The sequence below is a fragment of the Neorhizobium sp. T25_27 genome, assembly GCF_002968565.1.
Classification (GTDB): Bacteria; Pseudomonadota; Alphaproteobacteria; order Rhizobiales; family Rhizobiaceae; genus Neorhizobium; species Neorhizobium tomejilense.
The window spans coordinates 225205-240588 of the sequence record NZ_PVBJ01000004.1; the positions used below are offsets into that span (position 1 = coordinate 225205).

General features: G+C 63.0%; 10 protein-coding genes. 3 read left to right on the forward strand and 7 right to left on the reverse strand.

Going from position 1 to position 15384, the window contains the following annotated elements; genetic code table 11:
- The first annotated feature begins 93 nt into the window (after nt 1-93).
- Nucleotides 94-1287 carry a winged helix-turn-helix domain-containing protein gene (locus C5J24_RS14375; RefSeq protein WP_105418737.1) on the forward strand — a complete coding sequence of 398 codons (1194 nt, stop codon included), beginning with the start codon at nt 94-96 and terminating at the stop codon, nt 1285-1287.
- 50 nt (nt 1288-1337) lie between these two features.
- Here C5J24_RS14375 and glgB read toward each other — a convergent pair whose 3' ends face one another.
- From glgB to C5J24_RS14410, 7 genes are all read right to left on the reverse strand, one after another.
- On the reverse strand, nt 1338-3545 hold the full coding sequence (glgB, locus tag C5J24_RS14380; protein WP_105418739.1) for a 1,4-alpha-glucan branching protein GlgB: 2208 nt from the start codon (nt 3543-3545) through the stop codon (nt 1338-1340).
- Nucleotides 3542-6847 carry a maltose alpha-D-glucosyltransferase gene (gene treS / locus C5J24_RS14385; RefSeq protein WP_371674393.1) on the reverse strand — a complete coding sequence of 1102 codons (3306 nt, stop codon included), beginning with the start codon at nt 6845-6847 and terminating at the stop codon, nt 3542-3544. Before treS ends, glgB begins: the two co-directional genes overlap by 4 nt.
- 18 nt (nt 6848-6865) lie before the next feature.
- Nucleotides 6866-10120: an alpha-1,4-glucan--maltose-1-phosphate maltosyltransferase gene (locus tag C5J24_RS14390; RefSeq protein ID WP_105418741.1), complete on the reverse strand. Its 3255-nt coding sequence runs from the start codon at nt 10118-10120 to the stop codon at nt 6866-6868.
- A 258-nt stretch (nt 10121-10378) separates the two neighbouring features.
- The gene (locus C5J24_RS14395; RefSeq protein WP_105418743.1) at nt 10379-11359 is read right to left on the reverse strand and encodes a tripartite tricarboxylate transporter substrate binding protein; all 981 of its coding nucleotides are present in this window, start codon (nt 11357-11359) and stop codon (nt 10379-10381) included.
- A 331-nt stretch (nt 11360-11690) separates the two neighbouring features.
- On the reverse strand, nt 11691-12209 hold the full coding sequence (locus tag C5J24_RS14400) for a cupin (protein ID WP_105419079.1): 519 nt from the start codon (nt 12207-12209) through the stop codon (nt 11691-11693).
- 25 nt (nt 12210-12234) lie between these two features.
- Nucleotides 12235-12528 (reverse strand): DUF3175 domain-containing protein, encoded by a 294-nt coding sequence (locus tag C5J24_RS14405; RefSeq protein WP_105418745.1) that lies wholly within the window; start codon nt 12526-12528, stop codon nt 12235-12237.
- A gap of 64 nt (nt 12529-12592) precedes the next feature.
- Nucleotides 12593-13585: a LacI family DNA-binding transcriptional regulator gene (locus C5J24_RS14410; RefSeq protein ID WP_105418747.1), complete on the reverse strand. Its 993-nt coding sequence runs from the start codon at nt 13583-13585 to the stop codon at nt 12593-12595.
- 236 nt (nt 13586-13821) lie between these two features.
- Between C5J24_RS14410 and C5J24_RS14415 the strand changes: the two genes are divergently transcribed.
- A complete protein-coding gene (locus C5J24_RS14415; protein WP_245437330.1) occupies nt 13822-14610 on the forward strand; it encodes a 6-phosphogluconolactonase in 789 nt (262 codons plus the stop codon).
- Nucleotides 14603-15382 (forward strand): sugar isomerase domain-containing protein, encoded by a 780-nt coding sequence (locus tag C5J24_RS14420; protein WP_105418749.1) that lies wholly within the window; start codon nt 14603-14605, stop codon nt 15380-15382. The genes C5J24_RS14415 and C5J24_RS14420 overlap by 8 nt, the downstream gene beginning before the upstream one ends.
- Nucleotides 15383-15384: the final 2 nt, after the last annotated feature.

Sequence of the window (15384 nt, forward strand, 5' to 3'; positions counted from 1 at the left end):
TTCAGCGGTCTATAGACCGGAAGATGGGGAAGGGGAATGCGGAACCGAACGTGAACATTGAATCCGGCGCGGCGGTATCCTAGTCTAGATGCCATGGCGATTCTCATTCCGAACGATCAGGCCCGCAAGATCTTCCTCGAACGGCAGCGGCTCTGCGAACCGCCCGGCCGCGCGTTGACCAAAGCCGGCCTGCTGCAGCTCATCGACGATCTCGGGTTCGTCCAGGTGGACAGTATCGCCACCGTCGAGCGCGCCCACCACATGATCCTGTTTTCGCGCAACCAGACCTACCGGCGCGAACACCTGACCGCGCTTCTGGAAAAGGACGGCGAGCTGTTCGAACACTGGACGCATGACGCCTCGATCATTCCGGCCAGCTTCTTCCGCTACTGGAAACACCGTTTTCGCCGCCGCGAGCCGATCCTCGCCGAACGCTGGAGGAAATGGCATGGCGAAGGGTTCGACGCCGCCTTCGAAGAGACCTTCCAGCACATCGCCGAAAACGGCGCGATCATGTCCCGCGACATGAAGCAGGAGGATCACAAGTCCGGCGGCTGGTGGAACTGGCATCCGAACAAGACGGCGCTCGAATATTACTGGCACACCGGCAAACTGGCAATCGCCGGCCGCGTCAACTTCCAGAAGATCTACGACCTGATGGAACGGGTGATCCCGCGGCAGCATCACGAGCCGGAAGTGAGCCACGAGGAATTCATCGACTGGGCCTGCCGCGGCGCCATGACCCGCCTCGGTTTTGCGACCTCCGGAGAACTTGCCGCCTTTTTCGATCTGGTCACGCCGGACGAGGCAAAGGAATGGGTGAAGACCCATCGCGGCGAACTGACCGAGGTGCTGATCGAGGCCGCCGACGGCAGCAAGCCCCGCCCGTCCTTCGCCTTCCTCGGCTTTCCCGAAAACCTTGGGGACATCCCCGAACCACCGGCCCGCGTGCGCGTGCTCAGCCCCTTCGATCCGCTGCTCCGCAACCGCGACCGGGCCGAGCGGCTGTTCAACTTCTTCTACCGCATCGAGGTTTTCGTGCCGGAGCCGAAGCGCCAATACGGCTACTACGTTTTCCCACTGCTCGAAGGCGACCGCATGATCGGCCGCATCGACATGAAGGCGGACCGCAAGTCCGGCACGCTGGATGTGAAGCGGCTATGGCTGGAAAAGGGCGTGCGGGCTTCGGCGGGCAGGTTGGAGAAGCTGGACGCGGAACTGCTTCGGGTCGGGCGGTTCGCGGGGGTGGATAAGATTACCTATCAGGCCGGCTGGCGGGGCGAATAAGCGCGGCCGGCGAAAAACCTTAGGCCGCACCGTTTGCGTCACGTCAGGTTCTACCCCCGCCACCGCAGAAACACCGTCGCCAGAGGCGGCAGCACCGCGGAGATCGAAAACTCCCTCCCATGCGCCGCCTGCCGCTCCGTCCAGGCCTCCGTCTGTCCGAGATTGGATCCGCCATAAAGCGCCGCGTCGGTATTCAGCACCACCTCCCAGCGTCCCTCCGCCGGGACTCCGATGCGATAACCGTGCCGCGGCATCGGCGTCAGGTTCGAGACGACAAGCACGTGCGATGATCGGTCCTGGCTGCTCCTCAGCATGCCGTAGACGGAATTCGCCGCGTCGTCGGCCACCGCCCACTCGAAACCCTCGTGGTGCAGGTCGCCGAACTGCAGCGCCGGTTCCTGGGCATAGAGGGCGTTCAGGTCGCGGACGAGCCGCTGGACGCCCGCGTGGTCCGGGCTGTCGAGCAGGTCCCAGACGACCGAGGCGTCGTGGTTCCATTCGCTCTCCTGAGCCAGTTCGCCGCCCATGAACAACAGTTTCTTGCCGGGATGGCCCCACATGAAGCCGTAATAGGCGCGAAGGTTTGCAAGTTTCTGCCAGCGGTCGCCGGGCATCTTGGCCATCAGCGAGCCCTTGCCGTGCACCACTTCGTCATGGGAGAGCGGCAGGATGAAGCGCTCGGAATAGGCATAGATCATCCCGAAGCTCATCGCGCCATGATGGTATTTCCGGTAGACCGGGTCGTCCTGCATGTAATGCAGCGTGTCGTGCATCCAGCCCATGTTCCATTTGAAATCGAAGCCGAGGCCGCCTTCTTCGATCTTCCTGGTGACGCCCGGCCAAGCGGTCGATTCCTCTGCCGCGGTGAAGGCATGCGGGCAGCGGTTGTGGACGATGCTGTTCAGGTGCTTGAAGAACTCGACCGCCTCAAGGTTCTCACGCCCGCCGTATTTGTTCGGAATCCATTCGCCTTCGTTGCGGCTGTAGTCCCGGTAGAGCATCGAGGCGACCGCATCGACGCGCAAAGCGTCGACATGGTAATGCTCCAGCCATTCGAGTGCCGAGGCGATGAGGAACCCCTTCACCTCGTTGCGGCCGAGATTGTAGATCAGCGTGTTCCAGTCTCTGTGGAACCCCTCGCGCGGATCGGCATGCTCGTAGAGCGGCGTGCCGTCGAATTTGGCCAGCCCCCAGACGTCGGTCGGGAAATGCGCCGGCACCCAATCGAGGATGACGCCGATGCCGGCCTGATGGCAGCGATCGATGAAATAGGCAAAATCCTCCGGCGTGCCGTGGCGTCCGGTCGGGGCGAACATCCCGAGCGGCTGGTAACCCCAGGAGCCGCCGAACGGATGTTCCATGATCGGCAGCATCTCGATATGGGTGAAGCCGAGGTTCTGCACATAGGGGATCAGCCGCTGGCTGAGTTCGACCCAATCGAGATAGCGGTTGCCTTCCTCGGCGATCCGCAGCCAGGAGCCCAAATGCACCTCGTAGATCGACATCGCGCCTTCGCGATCCCGGTCTGCGCGCTGCCTGCACATCCAGTCCTCGTCGCTCCAGCGGAACGGTTTCGAGGAGGCGACGATCGAGGCCGTCGACGGGGCAGCCTCGCTGGCGCGGGCAACCGGGTCGGCCTTTTGCGGCAGCAGATTGCCGTTGCCGTCGAGGATCTCGAACTTGTAGCGCTCGCCATGGGTCAGGCGCGGGATGAACAGTTCCCAGATGCCCGCCTGCGGACGCAGCCGCATCGGATAACGTCGCCCATCCCAGGAATTGAAGTCGCCGACGACCGAGACGCGCCGGGCATTCGGCGCCCAGACGGCAAAGCGCACGCCCTCGACCCCTTCGACCTCCGTCGGGATGGCGCCGAGCGTGCGGCCGAGATCATAGTGGGTGCCCTGGCCGATCAGATGCAGGTCGAGATCGCCGAGCAGCAGCGGGAAGGAGTAGGGGTCTTCCATCTCCTGTATGGCGTCGGGCCAGCGGATCCGGAAGAAATATGGCGCAGTGCTGCCGGTCACCCCGGCAAACAACCCGCCCTCGTGGATGATTTCGAGTTCGGCCATCACCTTGCCGGTATCGGCCTCCACCACTTCGACCGACAGCGCACCCGGCAGCAGCGCCCGGACCACGGTAAGGTTGCCGTATTGATGGCGTCCGAGGATCGAGAACGGGTCCCCGTGCCGCCCTTCGACCAGGGCCTGCAGACCCTCCTGGACGGTGCCGATCATCAAATCGGTGCGCTCGTATCTCATGAAACGTTCTCCAGAAGTCGGGATGCGATCGCCGAGAAGCCGGCAAGCGGTAGGGGAAGCCAATGGGGCCGGCTGCGCACTTCGTAGGCGATCTCGTAGGCTGCCTTTTCGAGCAGGAAGAGATCGAGAATGCGCCCGCGGGCCTCTGGCGCGATGCGCAGCTCCTGTGAGTCGCTCACGGCTTCGAAATAGGCTTCGAGGAAGGCCGGCTCCGCCATCTCCATGAAACGCCCGACCAGTGCCTTGTGGCGCGCGTCTTCCACCTCGCTGACCATCTCCCGGTCGAGATCGGCAGAGGCTGCGAGATAGCTGAGCGAGCGCAGAAGACCGGCGACGTCGCGCAAGGGATTGGTCTTGGCGCGGCGTTCGGAAAGATCGCGGGTCGGTTCTCCTTCGAAGTCGATGATATAGGCGTCGCCTTCCGCGACCAGGATCTGGCCGAGATGGAAGTCGCCGTGATTGCGGGTCATCAGCGTGCCTTCCACTTCGCTTGCCAGATGGGTGGCGAGGCCGAGGAGGTCCTCTCGGCGATCGAGCAGCGATTTAACCTCGCGGGCGATATCCGATTCGATCCCTTCGACCGTTTTTTCAAGGATCGACAGGCTGTGGGATATCTGAGCCGTGACAGCCGCGCGCCATTTTTCGGCATCCGCCACAGTTGCCCGGATCGGCTGGAAGTCCGGGTCCTCGGTCGGCTGGGCGAGGGCCACATGCAGCTCCCCGAGCCGTTTGCCGATCGCCGCCACGAAATTCACCAGCGGCTTGAAGTGCTCGTCCACGACTTCGCCCTCAAGGCCGGTCACCACGATCTCGTCGATGGCCCGGCGGAGGTTGCTGAGCATCCAGTTCCAGGCGTCGCCCTGGTTGCGGATCGCGCTCTGTACGATGATCAGGGTGTAGCGGTTGCCGTCCGGAGCCGTCCGGGCGACCTCGCCGAGCAGTTGGGCGGTGTTCTGATAGCCGACATTGGTCAGGTATCGGGTCATTTCCACTTCGGGATGCATGCCGGGGAAGACATGGCGGATGAGCTTCACCATCGCCATGTCGCCCAGAATAAGCGAACTGTTGGATTGCTCGGCGGACAGCCAGTGGACGGCCATCTCGTCGTTGACGGTCAGGCAGTCGAGCTTCTCGGTGCCAATGAATTCCAGCGTGCCGGCGCGACCGGAGATCACCGACCGCTCGCAGAGGCCACGGATCACCCCGCGTGCCAGTCCTTCCATCGCGAACCCGTCGGTCAGGAAGCCGACCCGGCGGCCCTGGCGGATGCGGGCGAGCGCCAGTTGCTGGGCGAGCGCCGTCGGCTGGGCATCATCCCAGGAAACGGCGAGCGGCAGCAGGTAGGTATCCTTGCGCCCGTTCACCTCGGCTTCGAGCTCTCCGAGCAGGATGTTGTTGGCAAACGCGATCGGCATTGCGGCGACCAGCGAAGCACCGCTCAGGACTTCGCCTTTCGCGCCGAACCAGCGGCGCTTGCCGAGATAGGCAGGCAGGACTTCGTTCGACAACGTCGCCGACAGCCTCGGCTGATCGACCAGTTCCTGAAGGTCGCGGCGTACCACCATGGTCACCATGTCCTGCATCTGCTCCGGCGGTTCCTTGCGCCAGACAGGGCCGTCGGCTTCCGCCACCAGATGGAACCAGAAGAAACCGTAGGGCTGCAGGGTGAGCAGGTAGGTCAGCTGGCCGATCGGCGGGAAGGGCGACATGCCGGAAAGCTCGATCGGCACGCGCCCGGCAAACTGTGCCAGGTCGAGTTCGACCGCCTGCGGCAGGCGCGAGAGATTGGCGACGCAGAGGATCGTGTCGCCGTTATATTCACGCAGATAGGCAAGAATCTTGCGGTTGCCCGGCGCCAGGAATCTGAGCGCGCCGCGCCCGAATGCGGAATGTTTGTTGCGCAAGGCCAGCATCCGCCGCGTCCAGTTGAACAGCGAATGGGCGTCGGCCCCCTGCGCCTCGACATTGAGCGCTTCATATCCGTAGAGCGGATCCATTATCGGCGGCAGCACCAGCCGGGCCGGGTCGGCCTTGGAAAACCCACCATTTCGGTCCGGCGACCACTGCATCGGGGTGCGCACCCCATCGCGGTCGCCGAGATAGATGTTGTCGCCCATGCCGATCTCGTCGCCGTAATAGAGAACCGGCGTTCCGGGCATGGAGAGAAGCAGCGCGTTCATCAGCTCGATGCGCCGGCGGTCGCGCTCCATCAAGGGAGCAAGGCGGCGGCGGATGCCGAGGTTGATGCGCGCGCGGCGGTCGGCGGCATAGATGTTCCAGAGGTAGTCGCGCTCCTCGTCGGTCACCATTTCGAGCGTCAGCTCGTCGTGATTGCGAAGGAAGATCGCCCATTGGCAGTTTTCCGGGATTTCCGGCGTCTGCCGCATGATGTCGGTGATCGGGAAGCGGTCTTCCTTGGCGATCGCCATGTACATGCGCGGCATCAGCGGGAAATGAAACGCCATGTTGCATTCATCGCCGTCGCCGAAATATTCGCTCGTATCTTCAGGCCACTGGTTGGCCTCGGCGAGAAGCATCTTGCCGGGATGGGTGGAATCCAGCGACGCGCGGATCTTCTTCAGGATCTCGTGCGTCTCGGGTAGGTTCTCGTTGTTCGTGCCCTCGCGCTCGACGAGATAGGGGATCGCATCCAGCCTGAACCCGTCGATGCCGGTATCGGCCCAGAAGCGCATCACGCCGAGCAGTTCCTCCAGCACCTGCGGATTGTCGAAGTTGAGGTCCGGCTGGTGGGAATAGAAGCGGTGCCAGTAATAGGCGCCGGCGACCGGGTCCCAGGTCCAGTTGGATTTCTCGGTGTCGAGGAAGATGATCCGGGTTTCCGGGAATTTCTGGTCCGTATCCGACCAGAGGTAGAAGTCCCGTTCCGGAGAGCCGGCCGGCGCATGGCGCGCGCGCTGGAACCACGGATGCTGGTCGGACGTGTGGTTGATGACGAGTTCGATGATGACCCGGATGCCGCGCTGGTGCGCCGCCTCGACGAAAGCCTTGAATTCGTCGACCGTGCCGTAATCGGGGCTGACGCTGCCATAGTCGGCAATGTCGTAGCCGTCGTCCCGGCGCGGCGAGGGGAAGAAGGGCAGCAGCCAGATCGCGTTGGCGCCGAGCGAGGCGATATGGTCGAGCTTTTCGTGCAGGCCCTGAAAGTCGCCGATCCCGTCGCCATTGGCATCGAAGAACGATTTGATGTGGAGCTGATAGATGATGGCATCCTTATACCATAGCGGATCGCCCTCATTCATCTGCGCCTGGTTCTGCCCCTGGCTCCGGTTCGCGCTCGTCATATCCATTTGCTTTCCTCCCTATCGCACGCGCCAGATCGCGAAAGGCAGGCCCCAATGGGGATCGAGACGCAGCCTCTGCACCTTGCCGGCCCAGGTGAATTTGTGGCCGGTGATCAGGTCTTCGACGTCAAGTGCGCCATGGTCCGGGAGGTTCCATGACCAGAGCGGAATTTCGACATCCGCCTCCTGGGCATTGTAAGGATCGAGGTTGATCGCGATCAGGAGGACGTTCTCGCGACCGGCACTCGCCTTCTCGAAGAACATGATGTTGTCGTTCCAGGCTGGGAGAAGCTGCAGGCCGAGATGCGAATGCAGCGCCGGGTTCTCGCGGCGGAGCCGGTTGAGCAGGGTGATCTCGCCCTTGATGTTGCCGGGCCGGTCGTAGTCCCAGGCGCGGATCTCGTATTTCTCCGAATCCGCATATTCCTTGCGCTTGGCGTCCGGCCGTCCTTCGCAGAGTTCGAAACCGTTATAGACGCCCCAGAGGCCGGACAGCGTCGCGGCAAGTGCTGCGCGGATCAGATAGGCGGGACGCGGCGCGTTCTGCAGGAAGTCCGGGTTGATGTCGTGGGTGTTGACGAAGAAATGCGGCCGGAAGAACTCCTTCGGCTCCTCGGTGGTGATCTCGCGCATATACTGCTCGAGCTCCCACTTGGCATTGCGCCAGGTGAAATAGGTATAGGACTGCGAGAAGCCGACCTTGGCGAGCCGGTACATGACTTTCGGCTTGGTGAAGGCCTCCGACAGGAAGACGACGTCCGGATGCCGCGCGCGGATGTCGGCGATCAGCCACTCCCAGAAGGGGAAGGGTTTGGTGTGCGGATTGTCGACGCGGAACAGCTTTACGCCGTTGTCGACCCATTTCTGCACGACATCGCGGAGCTCGACCCAGAGCGAGGGGATTGCGTCATGGGCGTAGAAATCGACGTTGACGATGTCTTCGTATTTCTTCGGTGGGTTTTCCGCATAACGGATCGTTCCGTCCGGCCGCCAGTCGAACCAGCCGGGATGCGATTTCAGCCACGGATGGTCGGGCGAAGCCTGGATCGCGAGGTCGAGCGCGATTTCGAGGCCCTCGTCCTTGGCGGCGTCCACCAGCCGGCGGAAGTCCTCGAACGTGCCGAGTTCAGGGTGAATAGCATCATGGCCGCCTTCCTCCGAGCCGATCGCATAGGGGCTGCCCGGATCCTCCGGTGCGGGGCTCAGCGAATTGTTCTTGCCCTTGCGGTTGGTCTTGCCGATCGGGTGGATGGGCGGGAAATAGAGAACGTCGAAACCCATGTCGCGGATGGCGGGCAGTCGCCTGATGACGTCGTCGAAGGTGCCGTGCCGGTTCGGATCGCCACTCTGCGAGCGGGGAAAGATCTGGTACCAACTGGCGAAACCGGCAGCGATACGTTCCGCATCGACCGGGATCGCCTGCGAGCGGACCTTGAACGGCCGGCGGTCGGCCTCCGCCATCAGATCCGCGGTCTCGGGCGCCAGAAGGATTTCCGTGCGCTGCGGGTCTTGCACCTCGGTCAGCTTGTCGAACAGGCTTTTAAGGCGGGTCTTGATCCTGCCCGACGAATTGTCCAGCGCATCGAGAACGAGGTTGATGCCCTCCTGGATTTCCAGCCGCAGATCGAGCCGCGCCTCGTGCTTCTTCACGAACTCATGGCGGAAGATCGCAAAGGGATTGCGCCAGGCTTCGATCAGGAACTCGTGGCGGCCCATCCGCTTCAGCGTGAATTCCGCGTTCCAGCGATCGTTCAGCACGAGCTGCATGCGCTCCTCGGTCCATTCCGTCTCGTCGGCCGCACGCCACAACAGCGCCGCCGCCAACGGATCATGGCCATCCCCGAAAATGTCCGCCTCGACCTTCACCGTCTCGCCGACCACCCGTTTGACCACGAAACGGCCGTCATCGACGGAAGGCGTGATCTTCTCAATTGCCAGCCGGGGTGAGGCGGTCGCCTTGTCGACCGAGGGTACCGGCGCGGCATCGACAATCGGCACCGACGACCGGCCTTCGAATATCCTGATCTCGCCGGGTTTCAGCTTGAGCTGTGCGGCAAAGGCTTCGCCATCCGCCTCCGGCGCTTCGAGCGGCAGGAACGGCGACGCCGCCTCGCGGAGGGCGTTGAAGGGTGCCGCCACGGCACGGCGCAGATCGCGGTTCAAAACCACGACCCGCACCTTCTGCGCCGAACGGACGTCTTCCCGGTCGGTCTGCATCAGCGCCACGGCGGGCGTCTGGCTGGTGGAGATGAGACGGAGCGGCTGGCGGGCGAACCCGGCAGCGGTCTTGTTGGTACCGGCATTGACGCTGCGTATATCGACCGAGAGGTCGAAGGAGCCCTGTTCGCGCAGGCCCCGGAGGCCCATCCCGTCACCGTGCAGCGGATCGAGCGGCGTGGAAGCGCCGAATTCGAAACCCATCGGGATCATCAGCCCGCTTGCGAAGGTCGAGGCGAGCTTCAGCGATCGGACCGCCTTCCTTTGCAGCACTTCGCAACTGTCTGTGCCATGGGCGATGCGTTTGCCGAAAGGCGCTTCCGGAAACGTGACCTGATACCCGAGCTGCCGCTGGATCTGGTATTCGTCGAGGATCCAGCGCTCCTCCAGGTTCCACCAGGCAAGCGACGAGAAGCTGCCGTCGAAACCGGCGCCCTCGAGCGCCCTCCGATCCTCGAAAGAGGTGCCGGGCGTCCATGCCAGGAAGGTGGTTTCCGGCGTCGCCTTGCGGGTCGAGACGATCAGGTCGTACCAGGCTTCCGGCGCCAGGCGGCCGATGCCGAGGCAGCGGAAACCGGCAATCCCGAGGCCGGCAAGCCGCGCCATGCGGTTGCGCCAATCCTCGATATGGCGGGCTTCGCTCATGAAATCGATGCCGCGGCTGCAGCTGTCGCGCGGCGCGACGCGCGGATCGGCAAGGATCGGCCCGGCATGTCCCGCATCCACCGCGACCCGGTCGACCACGAGGTCGAGCATCAGCTTGACCTTGCTTTCGCCTGCCGCCTGGATCAGCGCCTTTATGCCGTCCTCGACGGAGGAACCGAGCTGAAGCTCCGGGTCGAGCCGATCGAAATTCTTCGTCACGAAGACGCTGGCATTGCGGCCCCGTTCGAAAAGCGACGCCGTCAGCACCGTATCGAAACCGAGATCCCTGGCATGCGCGAAAACTTCCCGCCAGGCGTCGAGCCCTCTCAGCATCAGGGGATGAACGTAGTAGATCTGTGGTGGGAGTTGCGCGAGGGATGTCCCGGCGATGAATTGGGGGCGCGTGTTCATCGGATTTTCCTCGCCGCAGATTAGAGCCGTCGAATTTGCGGTCTAACTGTCGGGCGGCGGCGCTTGTTCCGATAAAAGTCCTGAGGCCAGCCGGTTTTCACGCTCTCCGGACATGCATCTTGACGGAAGTCATTGAAGCGGATGATCAATCCGCAGTTGTCCCCGAGGGCGCCTCGTAGGCCTTATTTTCCGACAAGCTGAAACAGAAAAGGCCGGAGATCGCTCCGGCCTTGCTGGTGCGGTCATGTTTCCGGAAGCCTATTGCTTTTCGATCTTGCCGATCTTGGCCCACCCTTCCCAGCGCTTGGTGTCCATCGTCGCATAGTCGAGGGTCGCCTGCGGGCTGTCGAGCGTCATCGGCTCGCCGCCATTGGTGCCGACGAACTTGCGGGCGTCCTCGCTGGTGGTGACCTGCGTCATCACCTTGTGCATCTTGTCGAGGATGGCCTTCGGTGTGCCCTTCGGCGCGGCGAGAACCCACCAGATGCGGACGTCGACATTCGGCACGCCTTCTTCGGCGAAGGTGGGGATGTCCGGGACAGACGAAATGCGCTTGGCAGTGCTGACGGCCAGCACGCGCAACGTTCCGTCACGCGAGCGGGCAAGGCCGAAGACCGGGTCGCCGACCATGTAATCGATGGCACCGCTTGCAAAGTCGTTGAGCGAGTCCGCGCTGGTCTTGTAGCGAACCTGAAGCGTGTCCGGCACGCCGGTATTGGCCTTGTACATTTCGGCCAGGATGACAGACGGGAAGTTCGACGTGGCGTAGGAGCCTTTGGCGCCCTTTTCCTTCATCGCCTTGGTCAGGTCGGAAATCTTCTGGTAGGGCGACTTGGCGTTGACCAGCATCATGAATGCCTGGCTGAACACCGGCGCGACATAATCGAAATCCTTGAGCGGATCATAGGGCGGGGCGTTGAAGACGTAGGGTGCGGCGGTGAACTGGTCTGCCGAGCCGATCAGCATCGTGTAACCGTCCGGCTTGGCGTTCTTGAGCGCCACGACCGAAAGGCTTCCGAGGCCGCCCGGCTTGTTGTCGACGATGACGGTCTGCTTGAGCTGCTCTTCGAGTTTCTTGGCGAAGAAGCGGGCATAGACGTCCGCGCCGCTGCCGGCCGGGAAACCGGCGATCAGCGTGATCTGCCGGCTTGGGTAATTGTCGTCGGCGGCGGTGGCTATACCTCCCGGAACGCATGCGGAAAACACCAGCGCTAGGGCGCCTGCTAGAAATTTCTTCACTGCACTCTCCTCCTAGAGTCAGTCCGGAACATCGCGGGCGAAGCCGGAATGTGATGACGCGAACAGTCTCCTCCCGCTCGCGTCGTGATATAAGGAGGCCATACATTTTGAAGGCCGTCAAACGCTCTGCCGGCGTGAAAGCGCCTTCAAGCCGAAATCTAATGGCTCTAAGGGCCGCGCTTATGCTGCAACGTTGCAATGCTTGTTTTGTGGGCGATTTCCAGCACGAAACTGCAATATTCCGCCACTCGGAAAGCCGGACCAAGATAGGAGGCTCGTCATTCTTGGGGCATGCGCCGACGTGCTGGTTACATGCGGGTAAACTGAAAGATCAGCGCCGCGACCATGCGCGAAGAAGAGCACCACCCGCGCCTCCCACAGGATCTGTCCTGGGAAGCGGCAGGCTGGCGATCCGGGCAAGGTGCGCTTCGCTCGCCGGCCCTGTCTGGATATCCGCCTCCTGTCCGGGCGGGTAGGCGCCGATCACCAGGAAATCCCGGCTGGCATCGATCCGCATGTGGCCGGTGCCGGCAGGCAGGATCAGGCAGTCTCCGGCATGGACGCTGAGTTCCGTGCCGTCAGGCCCGCCGATCAGCAGCCGTGCCCGGCCGCCGGCGATGCCCAGCACTTCGTGGGCGCCGGTGTGATAATGCTGATAATCGAAGACGCCATTGCGCCAGATCCCCTCCCAGCCATTTTCGCTGAACCGGCTTTCGAACTTCGGCGCCATCTCGCCTTCCGCCGCGATGGCTTGGCGACAGACCAGCACCGGCAAACCGGGATTGTTCGGCACCCAGTCGCTGGGCTCGAAGAAAATGGGTTCGAAGGTGGAGTCGGCGGTTGAGGTCATGGCATCGAGGCTCGGCGGCGTGATCTTAATGCTTCGATCCACGGCCGAAATCCTTGCGAAGCTCGTCCTTGGCCTTTTCCAGGGTGGAGCGGCGCGATTTCGAAAGCTGTTCGCCGGCGCGGTTGATGTAGAAATTCAGCATCGACATGGCCGACTGGAACGGGCTCGACTTGCGCCTGTCGCTTGTTTCGGCGGAGTGCTTGAGGGAATCGGCGATCTTTTTCGGGCTGCGCGATTTGAACACGCCATCCTTCAGGTCCATGGCGTCGCTGTGTTCGGCAACGTCCTTCGACCATTTCTTCTTGTTCTTCTTTGGCATGGGAACCTCCCGTGGAAGATTGCATATCCTCCCAAACCGGCCGCTGCCGGCAAGGTTCCCGCGTCTATCGCGCCGCGGCCGTCGTATTACGCACCACGAGATGCGTTTCCAGCACATAGCGCACGTCGCGGATGGCGCGCGACTGCAGCATGTCGAGGAGCAGCGAGACGGCGACCCGGCCAGCCTCCGTCGATCGGTTGGAGACGGATGTCAGCGCGGGATAGGTGACGGCCCCAAGCACGTCGTCGCAGCCGATCAGGCTGAAATCGCCGGGCACCGAGACCCGCTTTTCGGAAAGCCCGGCCAGCACGCCCTGCGCCGTAAGGTCATCGAAGGCGACGGCCGCCGTGGCGCCAGTGGCGAGGATCGCGCTCACCGCGTTGCGGCCGGAATTGTAGCTTGCGAGCACCGCCGGCACGGTTTCGACCACGATATCAAGCCTTGATGCCGCAGCCTTGATGGCAGTGCGGCGCTGCTTGTTTGACCAGGAATTCGACGGACCGCTGACATAGACGATCCGGCGGTGCCCGAGCTTCGCGAGATGCTCGACGGCCTCGCGAACACCCGAGCCGCTGTCGATCAGCACCCGCGGGATGCCGTCGATATCGCGGTTAATCAGCACCAGCGGCAATTGGCCGGCATGGGCGCGGATGCGCTCGTCCGAAAGGCGTGAGGAGGCGAGCACGAGGCCTTCCACTTGGCCGGCGAACCGGCCGACCAGCTTGTCCTCCTGCTTCGGATTCTCCTCGGTATTGCCGAGGAAGATGCAGAAATCGGACCTGTCAGCTTCGAGCTGGGCCGCCTGGATCAGCGGCGGAAAGAACGGGTTGGCGATATCGGGCACGATCAGACCGACATTGCCGTGCCGCCCGGTGCTGAGCGCCCGCGCGGTGTGGTTAGGCACATAACCGAGCGCTTCCGCCGCCTTCATGATCCGCGTCACGGTTTCCGGGGAGAGCATGTCCGGCCGCGTGAAGGCGCGCGAGACGCTGGAACGCGCAACGCCTGCCGCATCCGCGACCTGGCTGATGGTGACGCCTTTGGTCCGCTTGATCATCGGCCCCGCTTGATCGTGGAAATTGAGAACTCGCCCGTTTGGCCCTGGCACTTAGCATGAAGTCCGAGGCGCTATCAATTCTGCCCCACCCTTGCAGACTGACATTCATCCACTTGACATGCAACCGGTTGCATGGAAGTCTTCGGTCAATAAGAACAAGGGGAACTGCAACGGATGCGGCCATTCTATAGCGCTGCGCGCCGCCGGCTTCCCATGGCATGAACATGGAGACTGCGTTGACCATCGCCACCGCCCATCGTCCTTCGCCGGAAACGCGGCGGACCTTCGACCGCCTCTCGGTCGAAAGCTTTGCAACACGGGCCGAGATGGGTGCCGCTGCCGCCGCCGACATTGCCGCCGCCTTGGTCGAGCGCCTCGCGAGCCAAGCCGGGGTCAGAATGATCTTCGCCGCCGCCCCCAGCCAGGCCGACATGCTGAAGGCGCTCTGCGCCGCGTCGGGCATCGACTGGGGCCGCGTCACCGCCTTCCACATGGACGAATATATCGGCCTGTCGCCGTCCTCGCCGGCGCGTTTCGTCAACTGGCTGGACGAACATGTGTTCGCCAAGTTGCCGTTCGCCGCCGTGCATCGCATCACCCCCGAGCCGGATGCGGGCGCCGAAGTGCGCCGTTATTCCGATCTGCTGAACGAAGGGCCGATCGATTTCGTCTGCCTCGGCATCGGCGTCAACGGCCATATTGCCTTCAACGACCCGCCGGTCGCCGATTTCAACGACCCGCTGGACGTCAAGATCGTCGAACTGGATGATATCTGCCGCCAGCAGCAGGTCGATGACGACTGCTTTTCCGATCTTGCTTCAGTGCCGAACGAAGCGATCACGCTGACCGTGCCGCGCCTGCTCAGGGCCGACCGGATGTTTTGCGTGGTGCCGGGCGCCGTCAAACGCGATGCCGTTTCGAAAACGCTCTACGGCCCGCTGACCACCGAATGCCCGGCAAGCGTCCTGCGTTTCCACGCCGCCTGCACCCTTTATATCGACAAGGACTCCGACCCCGATGCCTGATCATCCCGTCATCGATGCGGACGCGCTCTGCGAAGGTTATCTTGCCTCGACCCATGCCCTGATGCGCCGGGTTCTGGAGGAAGAAAAGGCCCCTCTCGACCAGGCGGCGGCAAAACTCGCCGATCAGATCGCCGCCGATCGGCTGGTGCATATCTACGGCCCCGGCGGCCATTCCAATCTCGCCTCGCAGGAGGTCTTTTTCCGCGCCGGCGGGCTGATGCATATCAGCGCCATCCTCGACGAGGGCACGCTGCTCTCGAACGGTGCGCTCCGCTCCATGGCGATCGAGCGCACGCCCGGCTACGGCAAGGTGGTGATATCAAACCAGCGGCTGGGAGATGCCGACCTGCTGATCCTCGTCAACGCCTACGGCATCAATGCCGCGCTGATCGATGCGGCTTTGGAGGCCAAACGCCGCGGCGCCTTCCTGATCGGCGTCAGTTCCCGCGAGCACGCGTCGAAAACCTCGCCGGACCATCCGGCCCGCCATCCGACCAGACAAAACCTCCACGACATCGTTGATATCGCCATCGACTGCAAGGTGCCGATCGGCGATGCGGTGGTGAAGGTCCCCGGCATGGGCGAAAATATCGCGGCAATCTCCACCTTCGCCAACGCATTCACCCTGAACTGCCTGGTGATCCGCACGGTGGCGAAGCTTGTCGAACGGGGGATAGAGCCGCCGGTCTGGCGCAGCGGCAATGCGCCGGGAGGCGACGAGGCGAACGGCCGCTTCATCGCCAATTTCCAAGGCCGGGTGAGGGCGCTCTGACC

Excerpts from the sequence above, each read along its gene's own strand:
- C5J24_RS14375 (WP_105418737.1), top strand. The coding sequence starts at position 94 with ATGGCGATTCTCATTCCGAACGATCAGGCCCGCAAGATCTTCCTCGAA.
- glgB (WP_105418739.1), bottom strand. The coding sequence starts at position 3,545 with ATGAGATACGAGCGCACCGATTTGATGATCGGCACCGTCCAGGAGGGT.
- treS (WP_371674393.1), bottom strand. The coding sequence starts at position 6,847 with ATGACGAGCGCGAACCGGAGCCAGGGGCAGAACCAGGCGCAGATGAAT.
- C5J24_RS14390 (WP_105418741.1), bottom strand. The coding sequence starts at position 10,120 with ATGAACACGCGCCCCCAATTCATCGCCGGGACATCCCTCGCGCAACTC.
- C5J24_RS14400 (WP_105419079.1), bottom strand. The coding sequence starts at position 12,209 with ATGACCTCAACCGCCGACTCCACCTTCGAACCCATTTTCTTCGAGCCC.
- C5J24_RS14405 (WP_105418745.1), bottom strand. The coding sequence starts at position 12,528 with ATGCCAAAGAAGAACAAGAAGAAATGGTCGAAGGACGTTGCCGAACAC.
- C5J24_RS14410 (WP_105418747.1), bottom strand. The coding sequence starts at position 13,585 with ATGATCAAGCGGACCAAAGGCGTCACCATCAGCCAGGTCGCGGATGCG.
- C5J24_RS14420 (WP_105418749.1), top strand. The coding sequence starts at position 14,603 with ATGCCTGATCATCCCGTCATCGATGCGGACGCGCTCTGCGAAGGTTAT.